The 21772-nt window shown below is 60.6% G+C and carries 13 protein-coding genes, 1 tRNA gene and 1 riboswitch; of the genes, 11 read left to right on the top strand and 3 right to left on the bottom strand.

Annotated elements, in window-relative coordinates:
* Positions 1-225 precede the first annotated feature (225 nt).
* The 6 genes from BHV64_RS06940 to BHV64_RS06915 all read left to right on the top strand — a co-directional run bounded on the left by BHV64_RS06940 (position 226) and on the right by BHV64_RS06915 (position 11039).
* The gene (locus tag BHV64_RS06940; RefSeq protein ID WP_149886915.1) at positions 226-2892 is read left to right on the top strand and encodes a zinc-dependent metalloprotease; all 2667 of its coding nucleotides are present in this window, start codon (positions 226-228) and stop codon (positions 2890-2892) included.
* Positions 2893-2941: 49 nt separating this feature from the next.
* A complete protein-coding gene (locus tag BHV64_RS06935; RefSeq protein ID WP_217727765.1) occupies positions 2942-6265 on the top strand; it encodes a SusC/RagA family TonB-linked outer membrane protein in 3324 nt (1107 codons plus the stop codon).
* A gap of 13 nt (positions 6266-6278) precedes the next feature.
* Complete coding sequence (locus BHV64_RS06930; RefSeq protein WP_118406661.1) at positions 6279-7718, top strand: RagB/SusD family nutrient uptake outer membrane protein; 1440 nt, start codon at positions 6279-6281, stop codon at positions 7716-7718.
* A 10-nt stretch (positions 7719-7728) separates the two neighbouring features.
* The gene (locus tag BHV64_RS06925; RefSeq protein ID WP_217727764.1) at positions 7729-8637 is read left to right on the top strand and encodes a DUF4843 domain-containing protein; all 909 of its coding nucleotides are present in this window, start codon (positions 7729-7731) and stop codon (positions 8635-8637) included.
* A gap of 11 nt (positions 8638-8648) precedes the next feature.
* Entirely contained in the window at positions 8649-10145 is a 1497-nt protein-coding gene (locus BHV64_RS06920; protein ID WP_168950031.1) for a hypothetical protein, read from the top strand.
* 318 nt (positions 10146-10463) lie between these two features.
* Positions 10464-11039, top strand: coding sequence for a thymidine kinase (locus tag BHV64_RS06915; RefSeq protein ID WP_015547702.1), 576 nt, complete (start codon positions 10464-10466; stop codon positions 11037-11039).
* A 109-nt stretch (positions 11040-11148) separates the two neighbouring features.
* On the opposite strand, the gene BHV64_RS06910 is transcribed toward BHV64_RS06915, so the two are convergent.
* On the bottom strand, positions 11149-11841 hold the full coding sequence (locus BHV64_RS06910; RefSeq protein ID WP_195637552.1) for a tetratricopeptide repeat protein: 693 nt from the start codon (positions 11839-11841) through the stop codon (positions 11149-11151).
* Entirely contained in the window at positions 11822-13294 is a 1473-nt protein-coding gene (locus BHV64_RS06905) for a carbon starvation CstA family protein (RefSeq protein WP_147619788.1), read from the bottom strand. Before BHV64_RS06905 ends, BHV64_RS06910 begins: the two co-directional genes overlap by 20 nt.
* Before the next feature lie 131 nt (positions 13295-13425).
* Here BHV64_RS06905 and BHV64_RS06900 point away from each other — a divergent pair.
* The 4 genes from BHV64_RS06900 (at position 13426) to BHV64_RS06885 (ending at position 19138) form a co-directional block, all read left to right on the top strand.
* Positions 13426-13500, top strand: a tRNA-Thr gene (locus BHV64_RS06900).
* 245 nt (positions 13501-13745) lie between these two features.
* Positions 13746-13963: riboswitch (cobalamin riboswitch) on the top strand.
* Positions 13964-14134: 171 nt separating this feature from the next.
* A complete protein-coding gene (locus BHV64_RS06895; RefSeq protein WP_288115678.1) occupies positions 14135-15931 on the top strand; it encodes a PKD-like domain-containing protein in 1797 nt (598 codons plus the stop codon).
* 21 nt (positions 15932-15952) lie between these two features.
* Complete coding sequence (locus tag BHV64_RS06890) at positions 15953-17020, top strand: glutaminyl-peptide cyclotransferase (protein ID WP_337463269.1); 1068 nt, start codon at positions 15953-15955, stop codon at positions 17018-17020.
* A gap of 9 nt (positions 17021-17029) precedes the next feature.
* Positions 17030-19138 carry a TonB-dependent receptor gene (locus BHV64_RS06885; protein WP_217727761.1) on the top strand — a complete coding sequence of 703 codons (2109 nt, stop codon included), beginning with the start codon at positions 17030-17032 and terminating at the stop codon, positions 19136-19138.
* 29 nt (positions 19139-19167) lie between these two features.
* Here the strand turns inward: BHV64_RS06885 and BHV64_RS06880 are convergent, their stop codons facing one another.
* The gene (locus tag BHV64_RS06880) at positions 19168-20811 is read right to left on the bottom strand and encodes a sensor histidine kinase (RefSeq protein ID WP_229096021.1); all 1644 of its coding nucleotides are present in this window, start codon (positions 20809-20811) and stop codon (positions 19168-19170) included.
* Between BHV64_RS06880 and BHV64_RS06875 the strand changes: the two genes are divergently transcribed.
* Positions 20801-21619, top strand: a complete 819-nt coding sequence (locus BHV64_RS06875; RefSeq protein ID WP_394368876.1) for a GDP-mannose 4,6-dehydratase — start codon at positions 20801-20803, stop codon at positions 21617-21619. The genes BHV64_RS06880 and BHV64_RS06875 overlap by 11 nt on opposite strands.
* Positions 21620-21772: the final 153 nt, after the last annotated feature.

Below are 21772 nucleotides of genomic sequence, written 5' to 3'. Positions count from 1 at the left end.
CCGCCGAACCCCGTTTTCCGGGATTTGCGGCCGAAAGGAACAGGGTCAAAAAACGGCCGAAATGTACCATTCGGCCTATTTTTTATATCTTTGTGCGTCGACCCCGCACCCGAACAGGATATCGGCAAAAACAAATCATACGACAAAACGATTTTTTCTTAACATTCTGAAACTTAAACACGTTATATACTTACAAAAATACGTCTATTCACCAATTTTACTTATATGCGTTCACTATCCAAACTCTGCGTCCTGCTCCTGGCGGCAGGCCTACTGATCGCCCCGGCGTCGGGGGCGGCGGCCTCGAAATCCAAAAAGAAAAAATCGAAAACCGAGGAGGTCGCCAAACCCAAAGTCGACAAGTACACCAAAATGTTCGTCAACGACAAATCGTGCCTCACCGCCAAAGGGCCTTTCCTGACGCTCCACAAGCTCAAGGGAAAGCTCTACGTGGAGGTCCCCCTCAAGACGATCGGCCGTGAAATGCTGATCGCCTCCACGATCTCGGAGGCCAGCGACACCAACCTCGGGACCATCGGCTACAAACCCACGGACCCCATCCACGTCAAGTTCACGCGCATCGACACGACGATCTACCTCTCGCAGGCCGTCGTGCCGCCCGTTCACGACACGAACGATCCCCACATGTCCAAGGCCATCGGCCGGAGCACCCTCCCGCCGATCATGCACTCCTACCCGCTGGTCTGCTACAACCGCGACAGCTCGGCAATGGTGATCGAAATGACCAAGTTCTTCTCGGGCGACAACGAACTGCTCGCCCCGATCAAAAGCACCAAGGGCGGCGTGGTGAACATCACGGGCAAGTTCAAGTCCGAAGGTTCGGTGATCGGCCAGATCAAGTCCTTCGAGGACAACGTGACCGTCAAATCCTATCTCTCCTACTCGGTGACGGCCGATCTGCTGGGCCTGATGGTCATCAAGAAGGACGAGCCGATGACCGTGAAGGTCACGCGCACGATCCTGCTGCTGCCCGAAGAGGCGATGCGGCCCCGCCTGGCCGATTCGCGCATCGGCATCTTCCTAACCGACATGTCGCGCATCAACGGCAAGAAGGACAAGATCGAGGATTTCTCGGTCATCAACCGCTGGAACATCCAGCCCAAAGACATGGAGGCCTGGAAACGCGGCGAACTCGTGGAGCCGGTCAAGCCGATCGTCTTCTACCTCGACGACGCGTTCCCCGCGCTGTGGCGCGAACCGATCCGCCGCGGCGTGCTGCGCTGGAACAAGGCCTTCGAGAAGATCGGATTCAAAAACGTCATGCACATCGAGGACTTCCCGAAGGACGATCCCGAATTCGATCCCGACAACCTGAAATACTCCTGCATCCGCTACGTCCCGGCCGCCGTGGCCAACGCCATGGGACCCTCGTGGGTCGACCCCCGCTCGGGCGAGATCATCAACGCCTCGGTGCTGATGTACAACGACGTGGTGAAGCTGGCCGCCAACTGGCGTTTCGTGCAGACCGCACAGGTCGACGAGCGCGTGCGCGGCAAGGAGCTGCCCGACGACGTATTCCAGGAGTCGCTGGAGTACATCCTCGCCCACGAGGTGGGACACTGCCTCGGACTGATGCACAACATGGCCGCATCGAGCGCCTTCCCCGTGGATTCGCTCCGCAGCGCATCGTTCACGCAGCAGCACGGCACGACCCCCTCGATCATGGACTACGCGCGTTTCAACTACGTGGCCCAGCCGGGCGACAAGGGCGTGAAACTCACCCCGCCGGACCTCGGACCCTATGACGACTACGTCATCAAATACGCCTACACGCCGCTGCCCGACAAGAAGGACATGTTCGACGAGGAGAAGACCATCCGCGGATGGATCGACGAGAAGGTCGGCGACCCGATCTACCGTTACGGCCGCCAGCAGGTGATCGCCCGCTACGACCCCACCGCCATCGAGGAGGACCTCGGCGACGACCACATCAAGGCCGGCGACTACGGCATCGGCAACCTCAAATACGTCCTCTCGCACATGGAGGAGTGGATCACCGACGAGGAGGACCCCGACCTGAAAATCCGCACGGAGCTTTACGAGGCCGCGGCCGGACAGTTCGCGCGCTACGTGAACGCCGTGATGCTCAACGTGGGCGGCATCTACCTCACGGACGTGAACAGCAACACGGCGGGCGGTCCGCAGGCCGTTTCCGTCCCGAAGGAGTTGCAGCGCGCATCGCTGAAATGGGTGCTTGCGCAGATGAAGGACTCGGCATGGCTCGAACAGCCCGCGCTGACCGAAAAACTGCCGCTGCACGTGGACCTCTCGTTCATCCTGCGCTTCAACTTCTGCCGCACGTTCTTCACCTATTATAAGAACGTCACGCTCTCGTCGCACATCGCCGACGATCCCTACACGCCGCAGGAGTATATGGACGACCTCTACAACATCGTCTTCGAAAGCACGATCAAGGGAGGCCCGGTGTCGCCGTCGGAGCGGCTCATCCAGCGGATGTTCGTCGACGCGGCCGCGGACGTCGCCTCCAGCGAGGCCAAGCGCATGAAGCTGGGCGGCATCGCGGAGGCCTACGCACCCTCGGTGGACGAGATCGCGCTGATGGGTCTCGACCGGAGCGGCATCGTGGAGCGTTACCTCGGCCCGCTGCGCGAGGCCGAAGAGGAGCATGGCAAGGGATACGTCGCCTCGCAGCTCTGGAACAGCGACGCCCTGTCGTCGGGCTACGGCTGGCAGTACAACGTGCAGCTGCGGTCGATCGACGAGTCGCGCGCGCTGTTCGTCAACGTCAACGACCGAATCCTGAAACTGCTGCGTTCGCGCGTGAAAAGCGCTACGGGAGAGACCCGCGCCCACTACCAGGGCATGATCTACGTACTCGAACGCAGCCTGTTCCCGTCACAGAAGAACTAAAACCCGAGCAGACCGGCCGGGGCGGCCGGTCTGCCTAAAACCCAAACACATGCAAAGAATTCTACAACTTTTCAGCCGTGCGCTGCGGCTGTCGCTGGTCGTGGGCTTGTTATGCTGCACAGCCGCTACGGCCCGGGCGCAGGGGGGGGGTGAACCGATCAACCTGAACGCGACGCTTACCGTCACGCTGACGGAGAGACCCGCGACGGCGGTGCTCGACGAAATCACCCGGAAGACAGGCATCAAATTCGCCTACGACCCCGAAGACATCCGCCGGCTCCCGGCCGTGAGCGGCGAATTCAAGAAAGTCACCGTACACGAACTGCTCGACAAGTGCATCGCCGGGTCGACGTTCAAATACGCCATCGAGAACAACGTCGTGCTGGTCTACGACTCGACGGTCAAGATGCGCAAGTTCACCGTGAGCGGAACCGTGCGCGACGCCGGCAAGACAGTGCTCCCCGGCGCATCGGTCATTCTGAAAGGCGGCTCGGGACAGGGCGTCTCGACCGATGAAAAGGGCCAGTTCACCTTCTCCTTCTCGACCAAGACCAGCCCTGCGGTCCTCGAAGTCGGGTTCCTGGGCATGGAGACCCAGCAGGTGATCATCACCGCCTCGGCGAAGGGCCTGAACGTCACCCTCAAGGAGGGCGGCACGCGCATCGACGACGTGGTGGTCAACGGCATGTTCACCCGCAACAAGAGCACCTACACGGGTTCGGTGACCTCGATCAAGGGCGAAGACCTCGTGGCCATCTCGAACACCAACCTGATGTCGGCCCTGAGCGCCGTGACCCCGGGCATGGTGGTCGTACAGAACAACGCCCTCGGCTCGAACCCCAACGCCATTCCCGAAATCCTGATCCGCGGCTCGAACTCCATCGCCACCTCGGCCGAGGAGAAGGCCTACAACAACCCGCTGATCATCCTCGACGGCGCCGAAATCAGCATGGAAGAGCTGTACGACCTCGACATGTACGAAATCGAGCGCATCGACGTCCTGAAGGACGCGCAGGCCTCGATCGTCTACGGCGACCGGGCGGCCAACGGCGTAATCGTCATCGAACGCCAGCAGGTGACCGACAGCAAACCCCGCCTGAGCTACAACTTCGTGCCCGAGCTGAGCATCCCGGACCTGAGTTCGATGAACCTCTGCAACGCGGCGCAGAAACTGGAACTGGAACGCCTAGCCGGGCTTTACGAATCGGACAACGGCGCGATGGACAAGGCTTACGCCTACAAATTGCAGAACGTCCGCCGGGGCGTCAACACCGACTGGATACGCGCCCCGCTGCGCGTACCGTTCAGCCACACCCACTCGCTCTCGCTGAGCGGCCGCGCACAGAAGATCGACTACCGCGCGTCGCTGCGCTTCAGCGACAAGTACGGCGTCATGAAGGGCGACAACCGCCGCAACTACACGCTCAACTTTTCGATAGGCTACCACATGCGCGACAAGCTCACGCTCCGTTACACGGCCAACTACACGCTGACCGACGCAACGGATTCGCCCTACGGCAAATTCAGCGCCTACACGAAACTCAACCCCTACGAGTCGCCCTACGACGAGTACGGCGAGCTGGTCAAAGCCTTCTACTTCGACCCCGAGGACACCTCGACGACGAGCGAAGGCTACCAGGCCAACCCGCTCTACAATGCCACGCTGTCGAGTTTCAGCACCTCGCGCAACCAGACCCTCCGCAACACGGTCGACGCCAAATGGTACGTGACCAAGGATTTCTACGTCTCGGGACAGTTCAACATCGACGTCAAGAGCAGCCAGTCGGACAAATACGTTTCGCCCGACGACGCACAGTTCCTCGGCGAGAACGACCCGGCCAAGCGCGGTCTCTACGGACTGGGCACGGGCAAGGCGTTCAACTACGACGGCAAGATCGTGCTCAACTACGGCCGCAACATCGGACAGGAAGGCTCGGGATTCGTGATCAACGCCGGAAGCGACATCCAGCACACCAACGCCACGACCTCCTACATCACGGCGATGGGTTTCCTGAAAGACAACCTCTCGGACATCAAATACGCCCTGGGATACGACTCCTCGAACCTCCCGAGCGGAACCGAGACGCTGCTGGCAAAGGTCGGCTTCTTCGCCAGCGGCAACATCTACTTCCGGAACCGGTACTTCGCCGACGTTTCCTACCGCACGTCGGGATCGTCGGCCTACGGCAAGGAGAACCGGTTCGCCCCGATGTGGTCGTTCGGCCTGGGATGGAACCTCCACAAGGAGAAGTTCCTCGAAAACGTCGAATGGATCGACGTGATCCGCCTCAAATGGTCGTGGGGATACAACGGCCAGACCACCGGCAGCCCCTATCAGGCCATCACGACCTACAAGTACAGCAACAGCAACATCTACTACACCGGCGTGGGAACCGTGCCGATCCGCATGGGCAACCCCGAGCTGAAGTGGCAGCGCGTGCTGAAGAACAACTTCGGCATCAACCTCACGCTCTTCAAGGAACGGCTGGTGATGAGCTTCGACTACTTCCGCAACACCACCAAGGACCAGCTGATGACGATTCCCCTCCCGGCGTCGACCGGTTCAGAGGACATCGTCGTGAACTTCGGCGAGAACCAGAACGTAGGTTACGACTTCTCGGTGGCGGGGCAGGTGATCCGCAACAAGAACTGGGCGTGGACGAGCGTCATCAACGGTTCGCACGTCAAGGACCGCATCAAGCAGATCAGCGACAAGCTGAAGAACACCGCCTATCAGCTCGAAGAGGACAACCCGCTGAAACTGCGCTTCCGGGAAGGCGGCTCGCAGTACGACATCTACGCCGTGCGTTCGGCCGGTATCGACCCCGCCACGGGACAGGAAATCTTCATCAACAAAAACGGCGAATACACCTTCAAGTACGACGCCGAGGACGAGGTGGTCGTGGGCAACACGCAGCCCAAACTGCAAGGCACGTGGCTCAACACGCTGCGTTACAAGGGATGGTCGCTGAACTTCGTCTTCAGCTACACCTTCGGCGGCGACACCTACAACAAAACCCTCTGGGAGAAGGTGGAAGACATCGACCCGCGCTACAACGTCGACGAACGCGCCTTTACGGACCGCTGGAAGAACCCGGGCGACCTGTCGCGCTACCTCGCCATCAAGGAGCGGCGTTCGACGACCCCGCACAACTCGGAGCGTTTCGTGGAGCGGCTCAACGAACTGTGGCTTTCGAGCGCGACGCTCACCTACGAGTTCCAGCCGAAATTCCTCAAACGGCTCGGATTCAAGCGCCTGGCCGTAGGTGTCGGCGTATCGGACATCGTACGCTTCTCGACCGTCAAGTACGAACGCGGTACGAGCTACCCCTACTGCCGCACCATCAACCTGACATTCCGTCCCACGTTCTAATATTGCCGAGACCATGAAACGAATGAAAAAATACAGCTACATCCTGCTGGCCCTGCCGCTGCTGCTGGGCAGCTGCGAGGCGTATCTCGACGTCAATCCCAAATCGGAAGTGACCGACAAGGAGCTTTTCTCGACGGCCGAAGGCTGCGAAGACGCCATCTACGGCATCTATACCGAGATGGGAACCAACAAGAACCTCTTCGCCTACGCGCTCACGTTCGCCTATCCGGAACTGATGACCGGCAACTTCACCATCAGCCAGAGCGACAACCTGGCCTACGTCGTACAGCGCCTGTGGGAGCACGAAAACGCCATCACGGTAGCCGAAAACCTCTGGATCAACGGATACAAGGCCATCGGATACGTCAACAAGGCGCTGATGCACGTCTTGCCCAAATCCGACGACGAATTCCGCCACATCCGGCTCTACAAAGGCGAACTGCTGGCGCTGCGCGCCTACCTCCATTTCGAAATGGCCCGCATCTTCGCCGTGCCGTTCGCATCGGGCGACGCCGCGGCCAAAGCCAAGGCCATTCCCTACGTGACCACATACGGCATCGAAGTCACCCCGTACAGTTCGCTGGACAAGGTGTTCGAACTGATCGTCGCGGACCTGACCGAGGCGGAGAAATACCTCGCGGCGGACGAGGAACTGGTGACGGCGACCCGCGACAACGCCTCCGACGGCTTCACGAGCTGCCGCATCACGCACCTGAACCTCTACGCGGTACAGGCGCTGCTGGCCCGCGCCTACTGGACGATGGGCAAACTGGACCTGGCCGAGGATTACGCCGAGAAGGTGATCGACAGCGGCAAATTCCCGCTGATGACGACCGCCGAGGCCTGGAACGCCGTGGAGACCGGCACGCTCAACATGCAGGAGACCGTCTTCGGGCTCTACTCGACGCAGTACACCTACAACTTCTACCGGAATCACATCTACCAGGGCGGAACCCTTGCGCTCTCCAGCCAGTATTCCGAAATCTACTCCACCGACCTGGCCGGCACGGACAAGCGTTACTCGACCTGGTTCGACACGGGCAATTCGTGGTGCATCAAGCACTACAACAAGATGTACGCCCAGGGAGAGAGCAACCCCACGTACAGCGGCAAATCAATCCCCGGACCGAGTCTGATCCGGATTCCCGAAATGTACTACATCGTGGCCGAAGCCAACCTCACGAAGGACCCGGACAAGGCGACGGAATACCTCGACTACGTGGTGAAGTCGCGCGACTTGACGCCTTTCGCCGAGCGCGAAACGGGCAAAATCACCGAAAACAACATCATCAACGAACGCCGGAAGGAGTTTTTCGCCGACGGCGAGGATTTCTTCAACATGAAACGATTGCAGCTGGACATCGCGATACCGGGAGGCAATTTCGCGGGAACCGACGACGCGACCTACACGATGCCCATCCCGCAGAGCGTAGAGGACAATTACAGACAATAACGCAAGACTTATGAAAAACCTCATTTTCAAAATAGCCGTCCTGGCCGGAACCGTCGCGGCATTCGCCTCCTGTTCCGACACGTGGCTGATGTACGACACGTCGCAGAAGGACAAACTCTATTTCAAATACGAGAACTATCCGAGTCTGGACCAATATCTCTCGACCGACTTTTCGTTCGCCCTGCTCGACGAATCGGTGAAAGAGGTCAAGAAGACCGTAACCGTGACCCTGCTGGGAATGCCGGCAGACCGCGACCGGACGTTCGAGGTAAGGGCCATTCACGACACCACCTCGAATTACACCACGGGCGGCGTACAGCGCGAGCTGATCGACGCCATCGAGAACGAAGACTACACGATCGACAGGCTCATCGTCCCGGCCGGCTCCGTGGAGGGGCAGATCGACGTGACGCTGAAGCGCACGGAGAAGATTATGACGAAAACCGCGTCGCTGGTGCTCCAGATCGCCCAGAACGAAGAGTTCGAAGGCGTGCCCCGGAACGTCTACCGGTTCCTGATCTCGGACGGAACCGCCGCCTGCCCCTACTGGTGGTACTACTCCGCCACCCAGCAGTGGTATCAGTACACGGGCGAATTCCGGCAGGACAAATACCGGAAACTGCTGGAACTCTACCACGGAATCGCGGAGAGCAACCCGACGCTCTACGCGTCGATGGTCGAACAGTACGGCGAGAACATCGACAACGATTACTACACGGGACTCAACGGACAGCAGCTGCGCATGAGCATGGGATTCATGGTCAACCGGCAGAACCCCCACAAGATGGCCTGGCTCCGCTACGTGCTCTGCCCGCTGTTCGACTACTATTCGACCAATTACCCCGACCTGGAGTATTATACGACCGGAAGCGTCAACGTAACGACAGGCGGCTGGAGAGACCCGGCAAATAACTATTAACCGAAAGCGCCATGAAACAACTTGCGAAATATCTGTTGCCGCTCTGCTGCGGAATCGCACTGGCCTCCTGCTACGGACTCGACAAAGAGGAGTACCGGGAGCTGGCCCCGATCACGGTGAGCGGTCTGGACCGGACCATCTACGCCAAGGCTACCGAAACGCTCCACCTCGACAAACTCCGCGTGGAGAGCGAAAGCGGGCAGGACCTCGTCTACGAATGGTCCTACGGAAAACCTGCGGGAGACTTCCCCGGCATGGTCGACACGACGTTCATTTCCAGTTCGCCGACGCTCGACTACGCCTTCGACAAGGCCGGCAGCTACGTGCTGCGCCTGCGGATCGACAACGGCGAAAGCATCGGATTCCATTACTACGACCTGCGCGTGCAGGCCGGGTTCGACGAAGGTTTTCTGATCCTCTGCAACGACGACGAGGGCGCCGGATCGCTCGCCTTCGTCAAGAAACGCTCTCCGCAGGAGGAGGCCGAAGGCGCCCAGGAGATCTGGGACAATCTGCTGACGATCAACCCGGAATACGACTTCCGCAGCCTGCGCGACGTCTACGTATTCTCCTCGCCGGGATACGCTTCGGGAATTCTGATCTCCTCGGGCGACGACGAAGGCTCGATCTACCGCCTCGACCCCGTGACGCTGAGCGTCACCTATCGCATGAAGGGGATGGACGAATACGGAGTCCGCACCGGAGAGATTCTGGGCGAAAGAACGTCGGGAACCGCTCACTGGGCCTATCTGATCGGCGACGACGAGAGGGCCTACCGCTACGAATTCTCGACCGACATGCTCATCGTGCGGGAAACGCCCTTCCCCGCACGATACGGCCGGCAGGGACTGTTCGCCTCGAAAACCGCCGGAGTGCGCGACATCCTCATGTTCTCCGAGGCCGGAATCACCGGATTCCCCAATTCGAAGATCGCGGGATACGCCGCACCCGACGGGTATGAATTCATCAACATGGCAGCGGGCCGCATCGGGGCGGGACAGTACGACGCTTCCAAATACTACTGCATCGCCCGTACGATCGAAGGGGCGCCGAAAACCGTCAAAATCATCAGCACCAGTTCATCGCTTTCGAGTCCGACCGAAATCAAGACCTACGACGAGGTGCAGCCGATGCTGATGAATGCGAACACCCGGATCGTCACGACGAAGCTCAACGGAAACGCCTACTACGATTACGACAACAAGATCTATCACTGGGCGATGACAGGCGTCGACCCGGTCGTTCCCGCCGAAGGGGCCAAGCCCGACATCACGCTGCCCGACGGCGAACAGATCATGGACATCTGCACGAACGCCGTACCGTCGACCTCTTCCGCGGTGGTCGACGACGACCAGCTGCTGATCGCCACCTACAACCCGACGGCGACCGGCCGCAAGCCCGGCAGCCTCTACGTTTACAGTCTGAAGACGATGGAAAAGGTGAAGGAGTATGTCGGCATCTGCGAAAAACCCGTGGCCGTGGCCTACAAGTTCCCCACATCGAACTGACGATCCGCCCGGCACGGCACGTTCCGCATCCGGCCTTCCCCTCGCGGGAGGGCCGGATCGTTTTTCGGGAACCGCCGGGGCGTCATAGCCCCGGTTTCGCTTTGCAGAAAAGAAAAAACCGGTTATCTTTGTATGCCGGCCCCACAAGACAGCCCTGCGGAGGCTCCCGGACAGGACACCCTCGGGGTCAAAGTCACCCCTTTTCAAGGGGAGGAGGGGGAGGCAGGGGAATTATCTGCGCCGAAACATAAGCCGCGGAAACCGACTCCTTCGGAGCTGCGGCGAACCTGATAAACAAAAAAAGAGTTATTTACACTTATGTTTTTAGAAAATGCCAGCCGCAAGGGCTGGATCGAAGTCGTATGCGGTTCGATGTTCTCGGGTAAGACCGAGGAGCTGATCCGCCGCCTGAAACGAGCCAAATTCGCCCACCAGCGGGTCGAGATTTTCAAACCCCGGATCGACGTGCGCTATTCCGAGGAGGAGGTCGTGTCGCACGACGCGAACGCCATCCGCTCCACCCCCGTCGAGTCGCCGCAGAACATCCTGCTGATGACCGCTGACGTCGACGTGGTGGGCATCGACGAGGCGCAGTTCTTCGACGAAAGCATCGTCGACGTGTGCCGCCGGCTGGCCAACAACGGCGTGCGCGTGATCGTCGCGGGGCTGGACATGGACTACACCGGAAAGCCGTTCGGCCCGATGCCCGCGCTGATGGCAACGGCGGAGTACGTCACCAAGGTTCACGCCATCTGCGTCCGCTGCGGCAACCTCGCCCACCATTCGCACCGCCTCACGAGCGACGAAAAGCAGGTGATGCTGGGCGCACAGGACAGCTATGAACCGATCTGCCGCCATTGCTTCAACAAGCTGATGAACGGAGAGAAAGCGTAGGTCCCCGGCCGCAGGGAGGAGGGTACGACAAAAAACCGCAGTCCGGAAATCCGGGCTGCGGTTCTGTTTTGCGGGACAGGGGCTTCGCCCTCCGGCACGCGGGCGCCCGTCAGCGGGCGGCGCGCAGGGCGTCGATGAAGCTGGGCCAGAACACCCAGAGATTTTCGGTCTGGAGCCACAGTTCGCGGGCCTGCGCGGCGGGCGAGGGTCGTTCGCTCCCGATGTCGCGCAGATACGCTTCGTCGGCCGGATGCTCGTCGGCGGTAAATTCGGCGAAGAAGGGCGCAAAATGCGTCCGGAATCGCTGCAACTCCCCTTCGGGCAATCGTCCGTCACGGCGGAAGGCCGACCACAGCAGCAGCACCTCACGCCCCGGATGCTTGTCCGACACGTCGTTGATCACCTCGTCGAACAGCTCCTGCTCGTCCAAGGCCAGGTAGTCGAAGGCCAGCAGTTCGCTCCCTTCCAGATGGTCCTCGGGGTCGAGTTCCAGCAGCATTTCCAAGAGCGCCGCCGACATTTCGAAATCGTTGATCAGGAAGTGGTCGATGGCCGAGGCGAAGATCAGTTCGAGCGCCGCGCGCGAATTGTGGTGGTTCCATTCGAGATTGATCTCCTCGTCCTCGGGAATCAGCTCCGCAAGACGCTGGAAGGCCTGAAAACGCTCGTTGCAGGCTCCTTCTATATCGCCGGCGGCCTGCATCTCGCGGGACCGGGCGAGGACTTTCACGAAATTACAGGGTCCTTCGCCGACCACCTCGAAAGTCTGGTCGGGCGTAGGTTCAAGATATGCCTTTTGCATCGTTGTCTTTGAGTTTGAAAATCATGGCGACAAGGACCGCGAACGTCACGCCCCCGCCCAGCAGGTAAGCCGCCGTACGGTTCTGCATGCCCAGCATCAGCGGCGAAACGAAGATATAGCTGGCGCAGACATACGTCATAACGAGAGCCGGAATCAGCCCCACCCACACGGCGCGCCCCCGGTGGCGGAGGTAGGCGACGATCATCCAGAGCGTCACCGCCGCGAGGGTCTGGTTCATCCACGCGAAATAGCTCCACATGGTCTGAAACGGCAGTCCGAAGATGATCAGAAGTCCCAGCGCGAAGAGCGGAATACAGATATAGATGCGTTTGCGCAGCGTGCGCTGCTCGACGCCCATGAAGTCGGCGACGATCAGCCGCGCGGAGCGGAAGGCCGTGTCGCCCGAGGTGATGGCGCAGGCCACCACGCCGAAGATCACGAAGACGGCCAGCGCCGGGCCCAGCGTCTTGTTGGCGATCACGTCGATCATCACGGCCGCCTGGCCGCCGTATTCGGCGATGGCGCCGTTCAGCCCCGCGACATCGCCCCAGAAGGCCATGGCAATGGCGGCCCAGACGAGGGCGATGATCGACTCGGAGATCATCGCGCCGTAGAAGACCGAGCGGCTCTCGCGTTCGTTGCGCATGCAGCGGGCCATCAGCGGCGACTGCGTGGCGTGGAAGCCCGAAATGGCGCCGCAGGCAATGGTCGTGAAGAGCATCGGGACGATCGGGAAGGCCTTCGCATCGGCGATGCAGTTTTCGAAAGAGGTGAATTCCGGAATGGTGTATTCGCCGCCGAAAAGCAGCACGACGAGGATGCCGACGGCCATGAACAGCAGCGCGAAGCCGAAGACCGGGTAGATGCGGCCGATGATCTTGTCGACGGGCAGCAGCGTGGCGGCGATGTAGTAGACGAGAATCACGCCCAGCACGATCAGCAGCAGCCACGAGAATCCGCCGAAAGCGATGCCTTCGAGCGACGGGACGTCGAGGCGGGCCGCGACGAGCGATGCGGGCTGCGAGAGGAACACCGCACCGACGAGGATCATCAGCCCGGCGGAAAAGAGCCGCATGACGATCTTCATGCCGCCGCCGAGGTAGACCCCGGCCGTCTCGGGAAGACTCGCGCCGTCGTGGCGCAGCGAGATGACCCCGGCGATGAAGTCATGCGCCGCACCCATGAAGATGCCGCCGAAGGTGATCCACAGAAACGCCACCGGCCCGTAGGCCGCACCGAGCACGGCGCCGAAAATCGGGCCGAGCCCCGCAATGTTGAGCAGTTGGATCAGGAAAATGCGCCACCTCGGCAGGGGCACGTAATCCACGCCGTCGTAAAGGCGGCTGCAAGGCGTCCGGGCCGCCGGGTCGATGCCGACGAGCCGTTCCAGATAGCGTCCATACGTGAAATATGCGGTCACCAGCAACGCCAGGCACACCAGAAAAGTAATCATCGTAAAACAGTTTCGGGTCAGTTTTAGCGCGAATATAGCAAGAAAAGCGAGAATTTTCGCAAAATTGTTGCGAGAAAAAAATATTTTTCAGATATTTGCAGTCCCAAAGGGAACCTCGGTGTTCCCGAAAGGCTGAATTAGCTCAGCGGTAGAGCACTTCACTCGTAATGAAGGGGTCCCGAGTTCAAATCTCGGATTCAGCTCCAGGAGGCGTGAGAGAGAAGGAACGGATTACGTCGTCCACTGCAAAAAGTCTTATGTGTCAACGACATGTAAGACTTTTTCGTTTTCAGGCGTCAGGAGAGAGCAACTGCGCGCAGGCGTCCGCCTCCCGGCCGGCGCAGCTGTTCCGTCCCCGGAAACGACCGGAAATGAACCCCGGGCGGCGGGACCTTCGGCAGGCCGCCGGCATAAAATTCGACCGGCGCGTCTTCTTTTTCATCTTTTTTCCATACCTTTGCTGCGCAACGGTTCGCCGAACGAGGCCCCCGGCCCCGGGCGATTAAAAGGGAATGCCGTGAAAATCGGCAACAGTTCCCTCTGCTGTAAGTTCCTGCCGCCGAAGCGGCACATCAGACCCCGACAATCTCTTGCCACTGGTTTTCACGCGACCGGGAAGGCGTCGGGACCGGAACGAGTCAGAAGACCTGCCGCTGCAATGGTTTTACAATCCAGGGGGAAATGGATCGTGATCGGCAGGAAAAACGGTTTCCGGCATATCCCCGAATGTAAAATCAGGCTACTGCGAAATTCCGGCCGGACGCATGCCGTGCGCACGGCACGAATGCGGATCTCCGGAACATCCGCAAAGATTGGTTGAACGATTTAAACGAAGAGGATATGAGCTGTTTTTTCAGTCATGCCGGACGGACGGCGATACCGGCGCTGCTCTCGGTAGCGCTGGCGGCCGCAGCCTGCAACAAGGACGGAGAGATTACGCTGCCGGACAGCAAACCCCGAATCACCCTCGACAGCGAGACAGGCGTCTACGCGGCCAAGATCGGCCGCGCGGTGACGATCACGCCGACCGTGGAAAACGAGGGAGAGGCCGCTTACAGCTGGACGATCGACGACGAGGTCGTTTCCACGGCGCGCGTGTTCGAATACGTGTTCAACGAGGAAGGCCGCGTCTATGTGATCCTGCGGGTCGAAAACCGGGCGGGATACGACGAGAAGGAGGCGCGCATCGACGTGAACCGGCTCGCTCCCCCCGTCATCTCGCTCATCGTGCCGCCGACGGGGCTATACGTGCTCACGGGACGGGAATACACGTTCGCACCGGAGGTGCAGAACGGCGAAAACGCCCGTTACGAATGGTATCTGGACGACTCGTCCGTACCGGTCTCCACCGAAAAGGACTACATCTTCATGCGCACCCAACCGGGAGACTGCTCCCTGCGGCTGACGGTGACCAACGAGGACGGCACGGCCGAGAAAACGGTTGCCGTGCACGTCGTGGACGTCATTCCGGTCCGCATCGCGTTCATCCCCTCCTCCTACCTGGCCGACCCGCTGGTGCGGAGCGTATCGCTCGGACGGACGCTGTTCCTGCGGCCGCAGGTGAGCGACGCCGTCGGGCCGGAATATGCATGGTACGTGAACGGCGCCTTGCAGGAGGACGCAACCCAACGCATGTTCGCCTTCACGCCGGAGAAAGAGGGCGAATACGAAGTCACCTTCCGGGTGACGGACACGGACGAAAGCCCGGCCGCACCCCTCTCGCGCCACATCACGCGCGCATCGTCGAAGCGAATCACCGAAAAAACGCTCCGGGTGACCTGCTACGAACGCGAATCGGAGCGCGTCATCACGACGACGGGACAGCCCGCGTCGAACCGGGTGCTCGAATTCCTGCCCGCGCCCGGACAGTTCGTCAACGAAACGGGCATGGCCGGATACACCGGTCAGAAGAGCTTCGAGGAGGCCCGTCTCTACGCCGAGAACCGGCTGAAAAAGGGTGAGTTCGTCTCGCTCGGCAACTTCGGCGGCTACGTGATCCTCGCCTTCGACCACAGCGTGGAGAACAAGGGCGGATACGACTTTTCGATCCCCGGCAACCAGTTCGAAGGGAGCAACGAACCGGGCGTCGTGTGGGTGATGCAGGATGTCAACGGCAACGGCAAGCCCGACGACGAATGGTACGAACTCCGGGGCAGCGAAACGGGCGGCGAATGGACCGTCCAGGAGTATGCGGTGACCTATTACAGACCCGCCGGGCCTCGCCAGGGGGTGAAATGGACCGACAATCTGGGCCGGAGCGGGCAGGTAGCCTATCTGGGACAGTTCCATGCGCAGGACTACTACTATCCCCTGTGGCTCGAAGAGGAGTCCCATACCTATTACGGCACGGGCCTGCGGCAGAACACCACGCAGACCCCAGGCGGAGACTGGTCGAACAACTCGTTCGAATGGGGGTACGTCGACAACGCGGGCAGCGACAATCTGGAATCTTCGTCCAAAACCGGCAAGACCTGGTTCAAGATCAGCAACGCCATGACGCCCGACGGACAGCCCGCCGGATTGCGCTACATTGATTTCATCAAGGTGCAGAGCGCCATCAACGGCAGCGCCGGAGGACTGGGCGAACTCTCGACCGAAGTCGCCGGAATGGTCATCGACGAGAACCTCAACCGATAACCCCATTCCCGACCGCAACGCATGAAACGATTCTTACGACAGATTCTGCCCGCGGCTTTATGCCTCTCCGCCCTCGGCGGCTGCATGAAGTGGGACTACGGCCGCACGGAGGATTTCTCGGCGACGGAACGGGGGCTGTTCATCGTCAACGAGGGCATGTTCCAGTACGGAAACGCCACGCTGTCGTATTACGACCCGGAAACGAAAACCGTCGAAAACGAAGTTTTCCACCGGGCCAACGCCTTCAAGCTGGGCGACGTGGCGCAGTCGATGACCCTGCACAACGGCGTGGGATGGATCGCGGTGAACAATTCGCATGTCGTTTTCGCCGTCGACCCCGACACCTTCCGCGAGGTGGGACGCATCACCAACCTCACCTCGCCGCGGTACATCCATTTCGTTTCGGACGAAAAGGCCTACGTCACGCAGATCTGGGACAACCGCATCTTCATCGTCAACCCCAAACGCTACGAAATCACGGGATATATCGAGTGCCCGGACATGACGGCGGAATCCGGCTCCACGGAGCAGATGGTGCAGTACGGCAAATACGTCTTCGTGAACTGCTGGTCCTACCAGAACCGTATCCTCAAAATCGACACCGAGACCGACCGGGTCGTCGGTCAGCTGACCGTCGGCATCCAGCCCGCGTCGCTGGCGATGGACCGGAACAACAAGCTGTGGACCGTCACCGACGGCGGCTACGAGGGCAGCCCCTACGGATATGAAGCCCCGTCGCTGTACCGCATCGACGCCGAAACGTTCTCCGTGGAGAAGCAGTTCCGGTTCCGGAAGGGGGACTCCCCGTCGGAGATGCAGCTCAACGGCACGCGCGACACGCTCTACTGGATCGACCGGGACGTCTGGCGCATGCCCGTCGCCGGGGAGCAGCTTCCGGTGCGCCCGTTCCTCGAATACAGGGAGACCAAATATTACGGACTGACGGTCGATCCGACCAACGGCGACGTGTACGTTGCCGACGCCATCGACTACCAGCAGCAGGGAGTCGTCTACCGCTATACGGCCAAGGGCGAGCCTGTCGACGAATTTCACGTGGGCGTCGCGCCCGGAGCGTTTTGCTGGAAATAACCGGAGAGCATGAAAACAACCGCCTTGTTTCTTTGGATGCTGCTGTTTCCGGCGCTGCTGCGGGCGCAGGGCGAGCCGGCGGCGTCCGACGCGCCGGAAACCCCGCAGAACGCCGGCGCGGGGGAGTGGCGCGGAAAAGGCGCCATCGCCATCCGGGAGGTTCCGGTCTGGGGCCGGCGTCCGATGAAAAGCATCGGCGTCGAGGAGACGAAACTCGACTCGGCGATCCTCAAGGAGAACATCGCCCTCTCGATGGCCGACGCGCTGACGTTCAACACACCGGTTTTCGTCAAGCAGTACGGCCGCGCGACCCTCTCCACGGTATCGTTCCGCGGCACGGGTCCGTCGCATACGCAGGTGACGTGGAACGGCATGCGCATCAACAACCCGATGCTGGGCATGACCGACTTTTCGATGATCCCCTCCTATTTCATCGACGACGCCTCGCTGCTCCACGGAACCTCGTCGGTCAGCGAGACGGGCGGCGGACTGGGCGGACTGGTGAAGCTCTCGACTGCGCCGGCGGCGGCCGACGGATTCGGGCTGCAATATATCCAGGGCATCGGCATGTTCCGTACTTTCGACGAATTCCTGCGCCTGACATGGGGCGACGAGCGCTGGCAGGTATCGACCCGCACCGTCTACCAGTCCTCGGCCAACGACTACAAGTACCGCAACCGCGACAAGAAGGAGAACATCTACGACGACGAGATGAACATCGTCGGGTCGTACTATCCCACCGAACGCAACAAGAGCGGCGCGTTCGACGACGTGCACGTGTTGCAGGAGGTCTACTACAACACCGGGAAAGGCGACCGCTTCGGGCTGAACGCCTGGTACATCAATTCCAACCGGGAACTGCCCCTGCTGACGACCGACTACGCCGACGACACGCAGTTCGAAAACCGCCAGCGCGAACACACCCTGCGCAGCGTCCTCTCGTGGGACCACTACCGCCGGAACTGGAAGGCGGCGGCGAAAGCCGGATACGTGCATTCGTGGACGGCCTACGACTACCGGCGCGACAAGGGCAACGGCATCCTGGAGGCCATGACCCGTTCGCGGAGCAGGATCAACACCCTCTACGGGCAGGCCGACGGGGAGTATTCCGTCGGCGGCAAATGGTTCTTCACGGCCGGACTGTCGGCACACCAGCACTTCGTCGAAAGCGCCGACAAGAACATCATCCGCCAGCAGGGCGACAAGGCCGTCGTCGGCTATGACAAGGGACGCATCGAACTCGACGGCTCCCTGTCGGCCAAGTGGCGCCCCACGGAGCGGCTGGGCTTGTCGGTCGTCGTGCGCGAAGCCATGTACGGAACCTCCTGGTCGCCGGTCATCCCTGCCTTCTTCGCCGACTGCCTGCTTTCCAGGCGCGGCAACGTCGTGGCGAAGGCCTCCGTCTCGCGCAACTACCGCTTCCCGACGCTCAACGACCTCTACTTCCTGCCGGGCGGCAACCCCGGCCTGAACAGCGAACAGGGCGTCGCTTACGAAGCCGGACTGTCGTTCGCCGTGGGAAAGGAGGGCGCGTACACGCTGTCGGGGTCGGCGTCGTGGTACGACCAGCACATCGACGACTGGATTCTGTGGCTGCCGACGGCAAAGGGATTTTTCTCGCCGGTGAACATCAAAAAGGTCCACGCCTACGGCGTGGAGATCCGGGCCGACCTGGCCGCAGCGCTCACCAGAGAACTGAAAATCAACCTGAACGGCACCTTCTCATGGGCGCCGTCGATCAACGAGGGGGAGCCGATGTCCCCGGCCGACCGGTCGGTCGGCAAACAGCTGCCCTACGAACCGGAATATTCGGCCACGGCGACCGGAAGGCTCTCCTGGCGCAGCTGGGGCCTGCTCTATCAGTTCTGCTATTACAGCGAACGCTACACCATGTCGAGCAACGACATCACGCTCACCGGACGCCTTACGCCCTATCTGATGAGCAACCTCTCGCTCGAAAAGGGTCTCTCGCTCCGGTGGGCGGACCTGACGCTCAAAGGCACGGTCAACAACCTTTTCAACGAGGAGTACCTCTCGGTGCTCTCCCGGCCCATGCCGCGCATGAACGCCGAATTCTTCATCGGCATAAAGCCCAAATGGGGGACGAAAAAGAGGTGACCCGGCGCGAAGGAGCCTTTCTCCGCGTCTTATTTCCCTTCGGGGACCAGTTGACCGGCATCGTTCACAAAGAGGGACTTACGCTGTTCAGAGGGTAGAAATCCCCCCCCCTCGCGGTTCTCTCCACCGGGGTCGATACCGATGGGATGCGCGAAGACGAAACGCGCGCCGCCCGTGTAAGCGGAATCGACCCAGATGCGGCCCCCGACGATCATGGCGATCTGGCGGCAGATGGCAAGGCCCAGCCCCGTGCCCTTCTTCTTGTTGCCGTCGAGCTTCTCGAAGCGGTTGAAAACCAGATCCTGCTTGTCGGGCGGAATGCCCGGTCCGGTGTCGGCCACCGAGAAAAGCACCTCGCCCCGCTCCTCGTCGATCTCCACCCCCAGCGTGATGCTGCCCTCGGAGGTGAACTTGCCGGCGTTGGTCAGCAGGTTGATCAGGATTTGCGAAAGACGGTGGGCGTCGGTGGTGAGCATGAACGATCCGACGGGACACGCGAAACGCCCCTCAACCCCTCTCTGCCGCGTATGGGCCGTGGTCATCATCACGTGCTGACAAATCTGCACGATATCCTCCGAAGCGTAGTTGAACCTGATCTTGCCGCACTCGAGCGACGAAATGTCGAGGATGTCGTTCAGCAGCGTGAGCAGCATCTCGGAGTTGCTGACCACGATGGCGCAGTACTCGGCGCGCTCCTCCTGCGAAAGCTCCTCGCTCTGCATCAGCGAAGAGAAGCCCACGATGGCGTTGAGCGGCGTGCGGATTTCGTGGCTCATGTTGGCCAGGAACGCCGACTTGAGCATGTCCGACTCCTCGGCCTTCTCCCGGGCGACGACCAGCTGGCCCTCGCGCTCCTCAAGCGTGAGCTTGAGCCGCCGCATGCGCAACAGCAGCCACGTCACGAAGAGCAGCAGCACCAGCAGCAGGATGCCCGCCACCAACAGTTCGATGTAGTGGGAGTATTTCGACAGCTTGGCCGCCATCGTATCCTCGATGACGCTGCCCTTGGGCAGGGCGTATTCAGCGATTTTCCACTCCTTGAGCTTGCGCGAATCGAACAGATAGAGACTTTTGCTCGTATGGAAATGAGCGTCTTCGATGTCGTCCGTGTCGTAATATTTCCGGATCTGGTTCGCAATGACCTCCGCGCCGTTCTCGTATTCGGGCACGTAACCGCCGATCGCCGTGTCGCCGATGCCCGTACCGGTCACCGAGAAGACCGGAACGCGGGGGTTGTTCTGCACCAGATCGTTCAGCGACCGCTGCATGAAGTATTCGCCGTCGCTGCCTACGCGCCACGTGCCGAGCATCACGGCCGAACGGGGCGGCAGCGTCGCATAGGTCCGGAACGCCGTCTCCTCCCCCTCGCGGCTGTCCACCAGCACGAGATTCAGGTCGGGGTAGTTCTCCCACTCCGCGCGCACGAGCGCCTGCAACGAAATGCCGCCGTAGGTATTGTCGGTCACCAGAGCGATGTTCTCCACCTGGGGATAAAGCGAACGGATCAGGTCGATGTTGCGCCGGATGTCGTAGCGGTTGAGCATGCCGCCCACCCTGTTCAGGCTGTCGCACATCACCCGGTAGTCGATCGCACGGGGTCTCCACGTCTGCAACGAATCGGGCGGCGCGGGCAGCATGACGCCGTTCTCGCTGGCGAAGCAGCTGAAGCACATCACCCCTTCGGGAATGCAGCCCTGCGATACGATCGGCTCCCATCTGTGCGAAAGGCTGCTCGCGGAAGGTAACGACATCATCTGCATCGACAACTATTTCACCGGTCACAAAAGCAACATCCGACACTTGTTGTCGCACCCCAATTTCGAGATCATCCGCCACGACATCGTCTATCCCTACATGGCCGAGATCGAGGAGATCTACGGCGACCCGCTGATCCACCCCCAGCGCGAGGATTACTGGGGCCACGTCAACCCGCTGGGCATCCGCTCGTGCTACGACGAGGGCAAACGCTGCGCCGAGTCGCTCTTTATGAGCTACTACCGCGAACACGGCATTCCCGTGAAGATCATCCGCATATTCAACACCTACGGTCCGAAAATGAACATCAACGACGGCCGCGTGGTCTCGAATTTCATCGTCCAGGCGCTGCGGGGCGACAATATCACGATCTACGGCGACGGCGGACAGAGCCGTTCGTTCCAGTACATCGACGACCTGATCGAAGGCATGGTGCGCATGATGGACGACACGCCCGACGACTTCACCGGTCCGGTGAACATCGGCAACCCGAACGAATTCACCATCGCCGAACTGGCCCGCGAGGTGATCTCCCTGACGGGTTCGAAATCGAAGATCGTCCACCTGCCCCTGCCCGCCGACGATCCCCAGCAGCGGCAGCCCGACATCTCGCTCGCCCGCAACATGCTCGGCGGCTGGGAGCCGAAAATCCAGCTGCGGGACGGTCTCCTAAAAACCATCGCCTACTTCGAGGAGGTGCTTTCGCGGGGAGGAATCCGGCGGTGAGGCTCGACCGGCACGTGCAAAAACACGGCCACAACCTATAAGGAAAAAGCGGCAGACCCTCTGTGGTGTGGGATTATAATGATGTAACGACTTGATTTATCGGGTCGTTACATTTTTGTATAGGATAATAGGTAACGAAAAGGCAACGGTTTA

Source organism: Alistipes sp. 56_sp_Nov_56_25 (genome assembly GCF_001915285.1).
Classification (GTDB): Bacteria; Bacteroidota; Bacteroidia; order Bacteroidales; family Rikenellaceae; genus Alistipes; species Alistipes shahii.
This window is presented reverse-complemented; position numbering and strand designations above follow the sequence as displayed.

What these genes read in the sequence shown, in the direction of transcription:
- BHV64_RS06905 (WP_147619788.1), bottom strand. Translation starts at nt 13,294, where the DNA reads ATGATTACTTTTCTGGTGTGCCTGGCGTTGCTGGTGACCGCATATTTC.
- BHV64_RS06915 (WP_015547702.1), top strand. Translation starts at nt 10,464, where the DNA reads ATGTTTTTAGAAAATGCCAGCCGCAAGGGCTGGATCGAAGTCGTATGC.
- BHV64_RS06895 (WP_288115678.1), top strand. Translation starts at nt 14,135, where the DNA reads ATGAGCTGTTTTTTCAGTCATGCCGGACGGACGGCGATACCGGCGCTG.
- BHV64_RS06935 (WP_217727765.1), top strand. Translation starts at nt 2,942, where the DNA reads ATGCAAAGAATTCTACAACTTTTCAGCCGTGCGCTGCGGCTGTCGCTG.
- BHV64_RS06885 (WP_217727761.1), top strand. Translation starts at nt 17,030, where the DNA reads ATGAAAACAACCGCCTTGTTTCTTTGGATGCTGCTGTTTCCGGCGCTG.
- BHV64_RS06880 (WP_229096021.1), bottom strand. Translation starts at nt 20,811, where the DNA reads ATGTGCTTCAGCTGCTTCGCCAGCGAGAACGGCGTCATGCTGCCCGCG.
- BHV64_RS06940 (WP_149886915.1), top strand. Translation starts at nt 226, where the DNA reads ATGCGTTCACTATCCAAACTCTGCGTCCTGCTCCTGGCGGCAGGCCTA.
- BHV64_RS06930 (WP_118406661.1), top strand. Translation starts at nt 6,279, where the DNA reads ATGAAACGAATGAAAAAATACAGCTACATCCTGCTGGCCCTGCCGCTG.
- BHV64_RS06925 (WP_217727764.1), top strand. Translation starts at nt 7,729, where the DNA reads ATGAAAAACCTCATTTTCAAAATAGCCGTCCTGGCCGGAACCGTCGCG.
- BHV64_RS06920 (WP_168950031.1), top strand. Translation starts at nt 8,649, where the DNA reads ATGAAACAACTTGCGAAATATCTGTTGCCGCTCTGCTGCGGAATCGCA.
- BHV64_RS06890 (WP_337463269.1), top strand. Translation starts at nt 15,953, where the DNA reads ATGAAACGATTCTTACGACAGATTCTGCCCGCGGCTTTATGCCTCTCC.
- BHV64_RS06910 (WP_195637552.1), bottom strand. Translation starts at nt 11,841, where the DNA reads ATGCAAAAGGCATATCTTGAACCTACGCCCGACCAGACTTTCGAGGTG.